General features: G+C 38.2%; 13 protein-coding genes. 3 read left to right on the forward strand and 10 right to left on the reverse strand.

The window, feature by feature from the left end:
• The first annotated feature begins 29 nt into the window (after positions 1-29).
• A complete protein-coding gene (gene rpsT / locus GNP81_RS11075; protein ID WP_005417629.1) occupies positions 30-290 on the forward strand; it encodes a 30S ribosomal protein S20 in 261 nt (86 codons plus the stop codon).
• A gap of 119 nt (positions 291-409) precedes the next feature.
• On the opposite strand, the gene GNP81_RS11080 is transcribed toward rpsT, so the two are convergent.
• Entirely contained in the window at positions 410-706 is a 297-nt protein-coding gene (locus GNP81_RS11080; RefSeq protein ID WP_005417627.1) for an ArsR/SmtB family transcription factor, read from the reverse strand.
• Between the two features lie 63 nt (positions 707-769).
• Positions 770-1660, reverse strand: coding sequence for a transcriptional activator NhaR (nhaR, locus tag GNP81_RS11085; RefSeq protein WP_011261240.1), 891 nt, complete (start codon positions 1658-1660; stop codon positions 770-772).
• Between the two features lie 415 nt (positions 1661-2075).
• Here nhaR and GNP81_RS11090 point away from each other — a divergent pair, with 415 nt between their 5' ends.
• Entirely contained in the window at positions 2076-3221 is a 1146-nt protein-coding gene (locus tag GNP81_RS11090; RefSeq protein WP_054775644.1) for a Na/Pi symporter, read from the forward strand.
• A gap of 72 nt (positions 3222-3293) precedes the next feature.
• Here the strand turns inward: GNP81_RS11090 and GNP81_RS11095 are convergent, their stop codons facing one another.
• The 5 genes from GNP81_RS11095 to rppH all read right to left on the reverse strand — a co-directional run bounded on the left by GNP81_RS11095 (position 3294) and on the right by rppH (position 8708).
• A complete protein-coding gene (locus GNP81_RS11095) occupies positions 3294-4145 on the reverse strand; it encodes a thymidylate synthase (RefSeq protein ID WP_146864389.1) in 852 nt (283 codons plus the stop codon).
• Positions 4146-4228: 83 nt separating this feature from the next.
• Positions 4229-5080: a prolipoprotein diacylglyceryl transferase gene (lgt, locus tag GNP81_RS11100; protein WP_146864391.1), complete on the reverse strand. Its 852-nt coding sequence runs from the start codon at positions 5078-5080 to the stop codon at positions 4229-4231.
• A gap of 12 nt (positions 5081-5092) precedes the next feature.
• Positions 5093-5896, reverse strand: a complete 804-nt coding sequence (locus tag GNP81_RS11105; RefSeq protein WP_155674759.1) for a sulfite exporter TauE/SafE family protein — start codon at positions 5894-5896, stop codon at positions 5093-5095.
• Entirely contained in the window at positions 5896-8157 is a 2262-nt protein-coding gene (gene ptsP / locus GNP81_RS11110) for a phosphoenolpyruvate--protein phosphotransferase (RefSeq protein WP_155674761.1), read from the reverse strand. Before ptsP ends, GNP81_RS11105 begins: the two co-directional genes overlap by 1 nt.
• A gap of 38 nt (positions 8158-8195) precedes the next feature.
• Positions 8196-8708 carry an RNA pyrophosphohydrolase gene (gene rppH, locus GNP81_RS11115; protein ID WP_005417607.1) on the reverse strand — a complete coding sequence of 171 codons (513 nt, stop codon included), beginning with the start codon at positions 8706-8708 and terminating at the stop codon, positions 8196-8198.
• A gap of 597 nt (positions 8709-9305) precedes the next feature.
• On the opposite strand from rppH, the gene mutH reads away from it, so the two are divergent.
• Positions 9306-9974: a DNA mismatch repair endonuclease MutH gene (gene mutH / locus GNP81_RS11120; protein ID WP_063644850.1), complete on the forward strand. Its 669-nt coding sequence runs from the start codon at positions 9306-9308 to the stop codon at positions 9972-9974.
• A gap of 54 nt (positions 9975-10028) precedes the next feature.
• Here mutH and GNP81_RS11125 read toward each other — a convergent pair whose 3' ends face one another.
• The 3 genes from GNP81_RS11125 to prfB form a co-directional block, all read right to left on the reverse strand.
• Positions 10029-11366, reverse strand: coding sequence for a sigma-54-dependent transcriptional regulator (locus GNP81_RS11125; protein ID WP_012533698.1), 1338 nt, complete (start codon positions 11364-11366; stop codon positions 10029-10031).
• Between the two features lie 387 nt (positions 11367-11753).
• Positions 11754-13259 (reverse strand): lysine--tRNA ligase, encoded by a 1506-nt coding sequence (gene lysS / locus GNP81_RS11130; protein WP_005417603.1) that lies wholly within the window; start codon positions 13257-13259, stop codon positions 11754-11756.
• Between the two features lie 13 nt (positions 13260-13272).
• Positions 13273-14371, reverse strand: a protein-coding gene (prfB, locus tag GNP81_RS11135; RefSeq protein ID WP_011261232.1) for a peptide chain release factor 2 whose coding sequence is annotated in 2 segments (ribosomal slippage) — positions 13273-14295 and positions 14297-14371 — 1098 coding nt in all. Because the reading frame shifts where the segments join, the coding sequence is not laid out codon by codon here.
• Positions 14372-14596 lie beyond the last annotated feature (225 nt).

The following is a 14596-nucleotide window of genomic DNA, read 5'->3' on the forward strand; positions in this document are numbered from 1 at the left end:
ACCGAACTACGTTTTTGGGAGTTAGACCCTTGGCAAATAGTAAATCTGCTAAGAAGCGCGCAACTCAAGCTGAAAGACGTCGCCAGCACAACGCTAGCCGTCGTTCAATGATGCGCACTTACATGAAAAAAACTATCGCAGCTATCGAAGCTGGCGATAAAGAAGCTGCAACTGCTGCATTAGCAACTGCAACTCCACTTCTAGACCGCATGGCGACTAAAGGCCTTATTCATAAGAATAAAGCTGCACGTCATAAAGCGCGTTTCACTGCTGCAATCAAAGCTCTTTAATAGAAATTTGATTCTCAGTTAGAAATAAGAAAAAACCGACTTAGGTCGGTTTTTTTATATCTGCAATTTGAAGAAAAAAGAAAAAGTCCTGCTTTCCCTTCTCTCTCCCTATCTATAATTTACTTTTGACAATATAAATCGTGTAGTAACTGAATTACAGATCTTACTTCTTGACTATTTAATGAGTAAAAGACCGTTTGAGATTCTTTTCTTGTTGATACTAACTCATCACGACGTAACCATCCTAAATGTTGCGACAGTGCAGATTGGCTTAATTCTAATTTCTCTGCAATTTGCCCTACCGATAATTCGCCATCCAATAGCAAGCATAAAATGAACAATCTACGTTCGTTAGCCATCGCTTTTAATAATGTCACTGCTTGTGGTGCATTATCTTCCATCATTTGTAAGTCCATATGGATACCTATCATCTAATTTAGCTCTGGCTAATTTAGCTTGTTACTTACTGTAATTGCAAATTAAAAATCAAATAAATGAGAGAAGTCTGCTTCACAAATACTTTTTACGGCTGGATGCTGTATCATCCTTTCTGCAAAAATGACGTAATACTCTTCTTTAAGATCTCTTACATCAGCAATCTTATGTAGTGATAAATCAGAGTCCGCTTCATTCATATATACTGAAGGAGCTAAAAAAACGGCATTATTTTCCCGAGCAAATGCTTTCATTAATGCAACATCATCAAATTCTCCTAAAATATTTGGAGTCACACCTTGTTGATCACACCATTGAACCACTTTTCTTCCCATTGAAGTACGGCTACCTGGAATTAACACTTTATGTTTTTCCAATACTTCAGGAAAGGTCACCCCTTTAAGCTCTTTTGAACAAAAGAAGCTCATTTCACATTCACCCAACTTCTTACTGAATAACCCTGAATTTTGGCTTGAATCTACAGGACAGTCTGAAAGGATCATATCCAATTTATGTTGAGATAATTGTTCTAGTAATAGTTCGTGTGTTGATTCAAAACAACGTAAGTGAATAGATGCATCTTCAGGAACGGTTGTTGAAAGCACCTTACTAACCAACCTTTTAGAAAGCGCATCAGCAACACCAACATCAAACAGTACGTTTGCTTGCTGACTATAATTTACGATATCTAGCATTTCATAACTTAAACCAAACATACGATCTGCGTATTTATAAATAAGTTGACCTAGCTCTGTAGGTTCAATATTACGTCCATTACGCTTAGTTAGCTTTCCATCAAGCCTATCTTCTAGTGCTTTAATCTGACCCGTTACCGTTTGAGGGGTCAGAAATAATGCCTCAGCCGCTTTAGTTACAGAGCCTTGTTTACATACCATCCAGAAGTAATACAAATGGTTATAGTTTAAATGAGACATTACGATTCCTTTTATTACTCATGTTCTGAATTACTGCAATAATCGTTAATACTGTTTTGCTCTAAGCAAGATACGTCATTTATTACAGTAATAGCAAATACTTCGTAAAAAACACAACAAATAGCAAAATAACTCGATTTTTCCGCATCCAGATTCTTCAAAGCGTCATACAAACGCAACATAGAACAAAATAATCCCAAAAAATAATTTATATTCCATTTTCTAATAACGCATGTAAACCATTAAATATCAAAAACTTAAAATCAACAAAAATCACGCATTCACTCAAACAATCGAATATGACGCATTTATTACAGTTTTATCTTCCACTGTAATATTTCTGAAATATTCGTTATCTACTATCGCAGCAGATTAAATAAACCGACAACATAATTTCTCGGTACGGAGCTTTACTATGAATACCCAATCAATTTCTGCAGCAACAATGAGCAATACCTCGCGCATGCTGCGTTGGGCAAACTTAGCATTTATGCTTTACCTTCTTCTTTTAGCGGTTTCGATGGTTGGCACAGGCTTTAAATGGTCTGTAGGTGAAGAAGCTAAAGTTCTTTTTGAATTTGCTGCTCACCCAATTGCTGGCTTAATGATCGGCTTAGTTGCAACGGCATTAATTCAATCATCTTCAACAGTAACATCAATCATTGTTGGATTAGTTGCTGGTGGTTTACCTGTTGAAACTGCAATCCCTATGGTTATGGGTGCAAACATTGGTACAACCGTTACGAATACACTAGTAAGTCTTGGTCATGCTCGTTGTAAAAACGAATTTAGACGTGCTTTTGCTTGTGCGACAGTTCATGACTTCTTTAACCTACTGGCGGTAACTATTTTCTTACCACTAGAGATGATGTTTGGTATTTTCCAAAAACTATCCGCATGGTTAGTATCTCCACTATTAAACGCTGGTGATATGAGCATGAAAGGTTTTGATTTTATCAAGCCAATTACAAAGCCGGTAATCAGTGCGATTCAAGAGCCACTATCAAACTTTGGTAGCATGACTGGTGGTCTACTAATGATTGCTCTTGGTATTACTATTTTGTTCATCGCAATTACCTTGATGGGCAAACTAATGAAGAGCCTAATGGTTGGTCGTGCAAAAGAACTACTTAAAAGCGCAATCGGTCGCGGCCCTCTACACGGTATTGCATCAGGTACTGCGGTTACGGTTCTTGTTCAATCATCATCAACAACAACAAGTCTAATGGTTCCACTGGTTGGTACTGGTGTGCTTAAAGTTCGTGATGTGTATCCTTTTACTCTAGGCGCTAATATCGGTACTTGTGTAACAGCTTTACTAGCAGCGACAGCGGTATCTGGTGAATACGCAGTATTTGCACTACAAATTGCATTAGTTCACCTATGTTTTAATGTTATCGCAACATTGGTTATCTTCGGTACTCCGTTCCTACGTGAGTTACCAATTAAAGGTGCTGAGTGGATTGCTGAAATGGCTAACCGTAACAAAAGCGTTGTTGCTGGATATTTAGGTTTTGTATTTATTATCCTGCCAGGTAGTGTATTAGCACTAACGGTTTAAGACTAAAAACACGAATAAAAAAAGCCCCGAAGTTATGCTTCGGGGCTTTTTTATTATATCTAATACATAATATTAAACAGAGAAAGGATACTTAATTGCCTCGTGACTTTCGTAACCAATCACTTCAAAATCATCCATTGTTACCCATGTTTCTAAATCTTCTAATGACTTAATCTCTGGGTTTATTTTAAAGATCGGCGCTTGTAGCGGGTCACGTTTTAACTGCACATTTTGCATTAACTCAAGTTGGTCTTCATAAATATGCGCATTCACAATCTTATGATATGCCTTACCAGCTTTGTGCCCTGTAATTTGCGCCACGATAGCTAATAGAAAATAGACTTGAACCATATTGAAGTTTAGACCTAGAGGCACATCACAAGAGCGTTGAGTACTATTTAGGTATAACGTATCACCTAATAATGAAAAATGGTGTGAGTACATACACGGACGCAAACAACCCATATCAAACTCACCAGGGTTATAGAAATTTAAAATTTCGCCACGATCATCAATTCCCTGACTTAAATCATCAATAATTTTTTTCAGTTGATCGACAAACTCACCATTTGGTTTTGCCCATGAACGACCTTGCACACCATATACTCGGCCCATGTCATCATCACCTTTACGATGAGGGTTATTTAACCAAGCATCATTTAAGTTCGCATTCGCATCCCATGTTTTAGTACCAATCTTACGGAAGTCTTCTGCGTTATCGTAACCACGAATATAGCCAATCATTTCAGCTACTGCCGCTTTCCAAAAACTCTTACGCGTTGTAACAAGAGGAAATACACCATTTTCTACATCATAAGTTAAATCCGCATTAATCACCGTTAAACAACGCTTTCCTGTGCGCTCGTTTTCAATCCAAGTCCCTTCATCAACGATGCGTTGGCATAAATCTAAATACTGCTTCACAGGCCTGCTCTCTTAAAATTAGTTAAAAAAATGGCCTCAAACGAGAGGCCATTACTATAAATCGTCATTAACGCTATTCTAGCTTATTTTGCTTTCTGTTTCGATTTCTTTGATTTAGCCTCATTTTGCTCTATATCAGCCGCAAAAAGATTACGTTTAAATGCCCAAAGCATCATTAATAAGCCACCAATCACCATTGGTAATGACAAAATTTGTCCCATTGAAATCCAATCACCAAATAAGCCTAACTGTGCATCTGGTTGGCGTACATACTCGACCAAGAATCGGAATGTACCATATCCAAATAAGAATAAACCTGAAACTGCACCTAATGGACGAGGCTTACGAATAAACCAGTTTAGAATGAAGAATAAAACAACACCTTCAAGGGCAAATTCATATAGTTGCGAAGGATGGCGAGGGAAAGGTCCACCCGTTGGGAATACCATAGCCCAAGGCACATCGGTAACACGTCCCCACAACTCACCATTCATAAAGTTACCTAAACGGCCTGCACCCAAGCCAAATGGGACTAATGGCGCAACGAAATCTGCAATCGTAAAGAAGCTACGGTTATTCTTATATCCATACCAAAGCATCGCTGAGATAACACCCAATAAACCGCCATGGAAGGACATACCACCTGTCCATACTTCAAATAAGTACAGTGGGTTATCTAAGAAGTAGCCGAAATTATAAAACAGCACATAACCAACACGGCCACCGATCACTACACCTAAAAACCCTGCAAACAATAGATCGCTAACCTGATCTCGTGTCCAACCACTATTTGGCTTATCTGCACGCTTATTAGCAAGCCATAATGCAAACATAAAACCAAATAAATACATTAATCCATACCAACGAACTGCTAGCGGACCGATCTCAATTAATACAGGATCTATATGTGGGAAGTTCAAATACCCCTGACTCATGACTACTCTCTTCTATCCTAAAAACATTTTGCTGCCAATAAATACTAGAAATACGGCAAAGATTTTTTTTAACGTTGATGTCGGCAAATGCGATGTTAACTTTGCGCCAATTCTGGTGGTCAAAATAGACGTAACACCAATACCACATAATGCAGGTAAATAAACATACCCTAAACTCATTGAAGGCAAGTTAGTTACTTGTACTCCATGAAGAATAAAACCTATCATTCCAGCAAGTGCTATCAAGGTTCCGCATAAAGAAGAACTGCCAATGGCTTTTCTCATTTCTACGCCATGAAAACTTAAATAAGGTACTGTTAATGAACCACCACCAATTCCAGCTAAGCTTGATACAACACCAATAACCCCACCAGAAGCAACAATTTTAAGCGGAGATGGCATGGTTCTCGTTGCTGTAAACTTAAGTGCTAATAACATTTGTAAAGCAAGCAAGAGCACAATTATACCGAATACCTTTGGTAAATATTGGCTTGGAATTAATTCGGCAACGTAGCTGCCAAAAAAACCACCAGCAATAACCCCAGGAGCTAAACTACGAATAAGCGCTACTTCGACATTACCTAAACGCAAATGGTTCAATGCTGATGAACTTGAGGTTAAAATAATCGTTGCAAGTGAAGTACCTAATGCCATTTGCATTACGATAGAGTGATCAATTCCTGCTTGAGGTAATAACCACAATAAAGCGGGAACAACTAACAAACCACCACCAATTCCAAGTAATCCAGCCATTACGCCAACGATACTACCTAGCAAAAGATATAAAACAAAAAGCGAACCAAAATCCACTGTCATTACCTGCCTGCTCGAATAAACCCTGAGAGTTCTTTCTCTTCAAAGAAGCTAATCATATCAGTTAAAATTTGCTCTGCATCATCGTGATGTAAAAGAGTCGCAACTAATTGTTCAACTTCTTGCTGCGATACCTGTCTAATAATGTATTTTACTTTGGCTACGTTAGAGGTATTCATGCTTAAACTTTGATAGCCCAAGCCAAGCAGTAATAAGCAACCAATTGGATCCCCCGCAAGCTCCCCACAAACACTAACAGGTAATTTATATTGATTTGCTGTATCAATAATTTGCTTTAAAGCAAGTAACACTGCGGGATGATAAGACTCATAGACATGTGAAACTCGTGCGTTATTTCGATCTACCGCTAAAAGGTATTGAGTTAAATCATTAGTACCAACAGAAATAAAATCCACTAATCCAACAACTCTTGGTAACAAATAGAGCATAGAAGGCACTTCTATCATCATACCTATACGAGGTTGTGAAAAGTCTCCTTCAGATTCACCAAGTACTTCTTCATAGGCTTGATTAATGAGCTTTCTTGCTTGCTTTAATTCGGGTAAGCCTGAAATCATAGGTAACATAATGGATAAATTACCATTACCTATATTTGCTCTTACCATCGCTTTTAATTGCAAAAGAAAGATATCAGGATGATCTAAAGTAAAACGAATACCGCGCCAGCCTAAAAATGGATTTTCTTCTTCAATAGGCAAATAAGGCAATGGTTTATCACCACCAATATCTAACGTCCTCATAATGACTGGCTTTTTCGGATACGTTTCTAAAATAGTTTTGTATTGTAGATATTGTTCTTCTTCCGATGGGAATCGTTGTTGTAATAAAAAAGGAATTTCAGTTCGATACAACCCAACACCATCAACGCCCTGATTAACGGCAATACTCGTATCTGCACTTAACCCTGCATTCAAATAAATTTTCATTTGATGCTCATCACGTGTAAATGTAGGTTTATCAAGATCCTGAGTGATTAATTCAGAAAGGGCTAACTCCTCATTTTGTAGTTCTGTATATTCTTGAATTAGCGCTTCTGTCGGCTTGATATATAAAGCGCCACTATAGCCATCAACAATCGCTAATTTTTGATGATAGTGAGTTGGGTTAAACTCCACCCCCATAATGGCAGGGATACCAAGTGCTCTTGATAAAATGGCTGCGTGAGAGTTTGCCGCACCTTCAAGCGAAATAACGGCTTTTAATTTATCTTGAGGAACACTCGCTAACATAGAAGCGGTCAGCTGAGTCGTAACTAAAATCACGGGATGAGCTAAATCCAGATCTAACTTACCTTCATAATTTAAAAAATAAAGTAATCTCTGCCCTAGCTCACGAACATCATTCGCTCGTTCACTGAGGTATGAATCACTCATTTTTTCAAAACGCCCTGCATATGACTCAATAACTTGACGCAATGCCCACTCGGCAGAATCACCTTGGTTGATCTGTTTTTTCAGATCCCCCTTCAACATAGGATCATTTAATAAGTGAGTGAAAAGATCAAAAATAGCCAAAGTCTCGGTATTTAGTTCTTGTTCAAAGCGTTTTTTAGCTCGGCGGAAATCCTTTAAAGCTAGCTCAACAGCAGTACCTAAACGATCTTGCTCTTGCTCTGTATCAAGACATGAACTTGGTAGAATGGATTCTATTCTTGGTTGAGCATCATCAAACCATAATGGAGCAATAGCCACACCATTTGATGCTGAAATACCTTTGAATTGTTTTTGTTCAATCGATTGAGGTTGTAATTGAATCGACCAACTTTCATGAGCTTTAGCATGAGCAAGTACAACTGCAAGTTGCGCAGATAAGGTGACTAAAAAGGATTCTTCAACTTCAGTAAACTGACGTTTTTCCTTTTGTTGTACAACAAGCACACCAAGGTTTTGGCGTCGGTAAATAATTGGGGTTGCTAGGAAGGAGTTAAACTTATATTCAGCAATGCTAGGAATGTATTTATATGAAGGGTGTACAGAAGCATTCGCTAAGTTTAGCGGTTCACAACTACGCGCAACCAATCCAACTAAACCTTCATCAATCCCCAATGAAACGGTTTTTGGTTTCGCTTTTAGTCCTTCTGTCGCCATTAATTCTAAGCGCAGGTTATCATTACTCATCAAATAGACTGAGCAACACTCTGTATGCATAGAGTGACGAGTATTTTTCACGAGCAACGCTAAAGCATCATCAAGAGACTCCGCTTTAGCTACGTGATCAACTATATCCCTGAGTTGAGTAAGCATGCTTGCCAATCCTTAAGGTTATATAAGGTATCGACCGCTTAACCTTTTTTACCTTTCCTTTTAAATTTTCGTTCCTTAAACGGCATAGCGATCACCGCGAACTCTTTTAGTGCTCGACGATAAACATCACGCTTAAATGAAACCACTTGTCTTACAGGGTACCAGTAGCTTACCCATCGCCACCCATCAAATTCAGGCGAGCGATCTCTTTGCATATTAACCTTGGATTCATCACATTCTAAGCGTAACAAAAACCATTTTTGTTTTTGTCCGATACAAACAGGTTTAGAGTCCCATCTAACTAGACGTTTCGGTAATTTATATCGTAGCCAATGACGGCTGCTTGCTAAAATACGAACATCATTTTTTGTCAGACCTACCTCTTCGTATAATTCACGGTACATGGCTTGTTCTGGAGTCTCTCCATCATCAATACCACCTTGCGGAAATTGCCACGAATGCTGTCCGTATCGCTTCGCCCAGAATACTTGACCATGGCTATTACATATCACTATCCCGACGTTCGGGCGGAAACCATCGCCATCTATCACTGGATGACCTCATCATAAACTTATATTGACTCTGATTTTTTCACAGATCGGCTCTTTGAGCAAACAGGATCACGCTTTCTTGTCACGTTTTACCAAAATAACCTAATTTTCTGAATAACTTTTAATCACTGCTTAACTTATCAACACAACAATGAGATATAAGCCACATTTATTCACCTTTTCTGTGTATAACTTTGTGTAGAAGCTAAAAATAAATCACAAACGGTAAAAGTTAGCTCTTTAAACACAAAATAAAAACAAAGGCAGTAAATAAACAAAAAACAATAAAACCAATAAGTTAAACAAAAGATCTTTGCTTTGATCTTTTGTATTAAAAAGTGATTGGATAATATAAACACAGATCGGTTAAAGATCCACCAACAACCTAATTACCCACAATTAAGGCCATCTGATTAAGTATAAGAACTAAAAGTCAATGAGTTATTCAAAATTAAAGCACTGTATATGGATCCAGAAAAATAAGTAACGGATAAAATATATACACCATTGTGGATAACTTACTAAGATCCAAATTAGGTCAAAAAATAATGTTGATAATATGATAATCTATTCATTCAATCATGTTGAAGAGTCTTTATGAGCTTACCACCACCAAATACTATTGATGAATTATTACAACGAGCAGAAAGCATTGCAGGCTATACGCTATCTGAGTTGGCAGAGCAGGCCGGTATCCCTGTGCCTGAAAATTTAAAGCGAGATAAAGGCTGGGTTGGTCAATTATTAGAATGGCATTTAGGAGCTTCAGCTGGCAGTAAACCTTTACCTGATTTCATCGATCTTAGTGTAGAACTAAAAACCATTCCAATCAGCTACACAGGTAAACCATTAGAAACAACTTTTGTTTGTGTCGCTCCATTAACAGGCGTACACAGCTTACAGTGGGAAGAGTCTCATGTTCGTCATAAACTGGCTCATGTATTATGGATCCCTGTAGAAGGCGAGCGAGAGATCCCTGTCGGTGATCGTCATGTCGGATATCCAGTTTTATGGCAACCTTCTTTGGAAGAAGAACGACAATTAAAACAAGATTGGGAAGAGTTGATGGATTTAATTGTGCTCGGTAAGGTTGAGTCAATTACAGCAAAACATGGCGAAGTTCTTCAATTAAGACCTAAAGCAGCAAACAGCCAAGCATTAACTGAGGCTTATGGTGAAAATGGGCAACCGATAAAAACGCTACCTCGCGGTTTTTATTTAAAAACTCAATTTACTCATTCTATATTAACTTCATTCTTCAGCTAAAAAAATAGGCCTACCTAATTCAAGGTAAGCCTATTTTTTCAATCAAAAGCTCGGTTAGCTATAGCTTCTCGGCTCTGAAATTAAATTATGTTTATTCAATAAACGATACATAGTTGCTCGTGAAACACCCAGCTCTTTTGCCGCTGAAGATACTTGACCATCATGAGATTCTAATACCATCAATAATGCATCTCGCTCAGAGTTTTCACGGATAACACGTAAACTACGTTTAGTTTCACTGCGTTGTGGTAAATCTAAATGTTCAAGATCAATTGTCATGCTATCGGCAAGTAATACAGCACGTTTCACTTGGTTTACCAATTCACGAACATTACCTGGCCATTGATAATGTAGCATAGTTTGTAATGCTTCTTCAGAGAACGTTCTTGCTTGTGTATTGTATTCTTTTGCATAACGCTGTAAGAAATGCTCTGCTAAAACCGAGATATCTGAACTTCTCTCTTTTAAAGACGGAACATGAATACGTAATACATTTAAACGATAATACAACTCTTCTTTAAAGCTGCCTTCTTCAATCGCTTTTTCTAAATCAATGTGGCTTGCAACAATTACACGAACATCTAAATCAACAAAACCTTTTTCAGTCTCAATATTACCTTCTTGTAGGAATCGTAATAAATGCTGCTGCTGACTAGCTGGCAAATCATTAATATCATTTAAAAATAATGTACCACCATTGGCTTGGAATAATTTTGATTCTTCCGGTGACGAAGAATGAGAACCAAACAGCTCCTGCTCAATCTTGCTTTCAGATAACGAACCACAATTTAATGAAACAAATGGACCTTTATTACGGCCTGATGATTCATGAACTGCTTTTGCTACCGCATCTTTACCTACACCGCTTTCACCAGAAATAAGAATAGAAACATCTGTTGGAGCAACACGGCGAATTTGATCTCGTAAACGTTTCACCGCAGGTGCTTCACCTAAAATACCTAGATCCGATTTATTACCCATATTAGGCCATACTTTACGCTCTAGCTTAAGCATACCTAGCTGGTGACCAATCGTACTTAATAATTGAGCATCTGGAATCGGTGCAGTGAAGAAATCAATACAGAAGTTTACAATGAACTGGCAAATAGTATCTGAACTTAGCTGAGACTCACGGATGAAAGCCATCCAACGAACTTGCTTATTGTTATTTACTAATGTTGCAATGCCATTAAGACTAAAATCATCTTGGCTTAAATCAACAATACCAATACATGGCCCAATCTCGTCAAACAGAGCTTGAGCTGCTCGAAGATCATAGCAACGATGACAACGCCAACCTACTTGTTCTAAAACGGCTAACCAAGGTTCATAGCTGCCACCAACAACAACTAAAGAGCCTGGAACCGAATCCATACGAAATTGAGTACCCATAACACTACCTCTAAATTCTTATTTCTAAACCAACTAAAAATGTTTCTTAGATGCAACTATACAGGTTTTAAGACCTTATCTCGTCTCACAAATGAGATGCGCGTCATCCTTTTAACAAAAAAAATACATCTCGAGCATAATAAATAAATGACAGTTAACATATTAAAGAAATAGTTGAATCAAATATGAGATTGGAGAAGATTTATTGCATAAAAAAAAAGGTTTTTATTACTTTTTAACCGTTACATGACTATTAATTTGAATTGTAAAAATTAAGTCAATTGATAAAAAAGTGTAGTTATTTTCTCATTTTTAGTGCTTTGAGTAAGATAAATAAAAAAAGAGCGGCTATTTAGCCGCTCTTTCATCATCTTTATTTATTCTTTATTACGCTTGTGGACGCATTGATGGGAATAAAATAACGTCACGAATTGTGTGCGTGTTAGTTAATAGCATAACTAAACGGTCAATACCAATACCCTGACCAGCTGTTGGTGGTAAACCATGCTCAAGAGCTGTGATGTAGTCTGCATCGTAGTACATAGCTTCATCATCACCAGATTCTTTAGCATTAACTTGCGCTTTAAAACGCTCGTCTTGATCTTGTGCATCATTCAGCTCAGAGAAACCATTCGCAACTTCACGACCACCAATGAAAAATTCAAAACGGTCTGTAATGAAATCATTGTCATCGTTACGACGTGCTAATGGAGAAATATCAGCTGGGTATTCTGTAATGAATGTTGGTTGCATTAACTTAGGTTCAGCAGTTTCACCGAAGATTTCTTCAAGAAGCTGACCACATGTCCAGAAGCTTTCAACTTCAACATGTACAGATTTAGCAATAGATACCATTAGATCGCGATCTTTAACGCCTTCGTATGTTAGCGCTTGGATCTCAGCGTGATCTGGGTTGTATTGTTTGATCGCATCTAACATGCTCATACGAGCGTATTTGCCACCAAAATCAACCGTGTGTTCACCGTAAGGCATTTTGTCACTACCTAAAACAGATGTTGCTACTGTAGATAGCATTTCTTCTGTAAGGTCCATTAGATCGTTGTAATCTGCGTACGCCATGTAGAATTCCATCATTGTGAATTCTGGGTTATGACGTGGAGATAGACCTTCGTTACGGAAGTTACGGTTAATTTCGAATACACGTTCAAAACCACCAACAACTAAACGTTTTAAGTAAAGCTCTGGAGCGATACGTAGGTACATATCAACATCAAGTGCATTATGATGTGTTACGAATGGACGAGCAGAAGCACCACCTGGGATAACGTGCATCATAGGAGTTTCAACTTCCATGAAGCCTTTATCAACCATGAAGTTACGGATAGCAGCAACCACTTTAGAACGAACGATAAATGCATGACGTGAGTCATCATTTACGATTAGATCTACGTAACGTTGACGGTAACGCATCTCTTGGTCTGTTAAACCATGGAATTTTTCTGGTAATGGACGTAATGCTTTTGTTAGCAGTACATACTCTTCCATGTTCACGTAAAGGTCACCTTTACCTGACTTATGAAGTGCACCTTTAACACCGATGATGTCACCGATATCCAAACCTTGGTATTTGTCTTTTAGTTCTTTTTGAACTTCTTTTGCTGCGTAAGCTTGGATCTTACCAGACACTTCTTGAATCAATAAGAAAGGACCACGCTTAGCCATAACACGGCCAGCAATTGCAACAACGTGGTTCAGTTCTTCTAGCTCTTCTTTGGTCTTTTCACCAAATTCAGCTTGAAGATCACCCGCTAGGCTATCACGACGGAAGTCATTTGGGTGGCCATTAGCTTTACATGCTTGACGAATATGGTCTAATTTACCACGACGTTCAGCAATCAGTTTGTTTTCATCTAGTTGTACTTGTTCAGTCATAATGAACCCTTTCTTATAATCCAGATTTTAAGCTGGCTTCGATAAATTTATCTAAATCACCGTCTAGAACGGCTTGCGTATTACGGTTTTCAATGCCGGTACGCAAATCTTTAATGCGTGAATCATCTAATACGTATGAGCGAATTTGACTGCCCCATCCGATATCAGATTTAGCGTCTTCATTGGCCTGTTTTTCAGCATTTTGCTTTTGCAACTCATATTCAAACAATTTCGCACGTAACTGCTTCATTGCTTGATCTTTGTTTTTATGCTGAGAACGGTCATTCTGACACTGAACAACGATATTTGTTGGTACGTGAGTAATACGTACAGCAGATTCGGTGGTGTTTACGTGTTGACCACCCGCACCAGAAGCACGGTAAACATCAATACGTAAATCAGAAGGGTTGATATCAATCTGAATGTTGTCATCAATCTCTGGATAAATAAATGCAGATGCAAATGAAGTATGGCGACGACCACTAGAATCAAATGGCGATTTACGAACTAAACGGTGAACACCGGTTTCTGTACGTAACCAACCATAAGCATATTCACCAGCAATACGAACTGTTGCGCCTTTAAGACCTGCAACTTCACCTTCCGATACCTCGATAACTTCTACTTTAAAGCCTTTCGCTTCTGCCCAACGTAAATACATACGCAGCATCATAGAAGTCCAATCTTGAGCTTCTGTACCACCAGAGCCTGATTGTAGATCGATATAACAGTCAGAAGCATCGTGATCACCAGAGAACATACGGCGAAATTCAAGTTTAGCTAACTTAGCTTCTAGCTCAGCCAGTTCAGGTTCAATTTCGTCAAATGTTTCTTGATCTTCTTCTTCAACCGCAAGCTCTAGTAAGCCATCTACGTCTTCAACGCCTTGATCTAAAAGATCAATAGTTTCAACAACAGCTTCTAGTGATGCACGTTCTTTACCTAGTGCTTGCGCACGCTCAGGTTCATTCCATACATCAGGTTGTTCTAGCTCTGCATTTACCTCTTCTAAACGCTCTTTTTTAGCGTCATAGTCAAAGGTACCCCCTCAGGATATTTGTGCGTTCAGACACATCCTGGAGACGGTTTTTAATAGGATTAATTTCGAACATGGTGTTTTATCATCGCCGAATAAAAAATAACCGAGAGATTTTAACCAAAAGTGTGATAGAAATCGAGGTATTTCACCCTCTGAAAGCAAGAACAATAAAGATTGAGAAAATGGTGTAAAAAACATCACACCAAAACGTTTTTTATTTAACTTTCACAAGGAAAATAAGGCCTATCTGTTTTCAACTAAACCATAAAAATAACAACTCATTAAGTCTTTTTTAATG

Source organism: Aliivibrio fischeri (assembly GCF_009727955.1).
Lineage (GTDB): Bacteria > Pseudomonadota > Gammaproteobacteria > Enterobacterales > Vibrionaceae > Aliivibrio > Aliivibrio fischeri_A.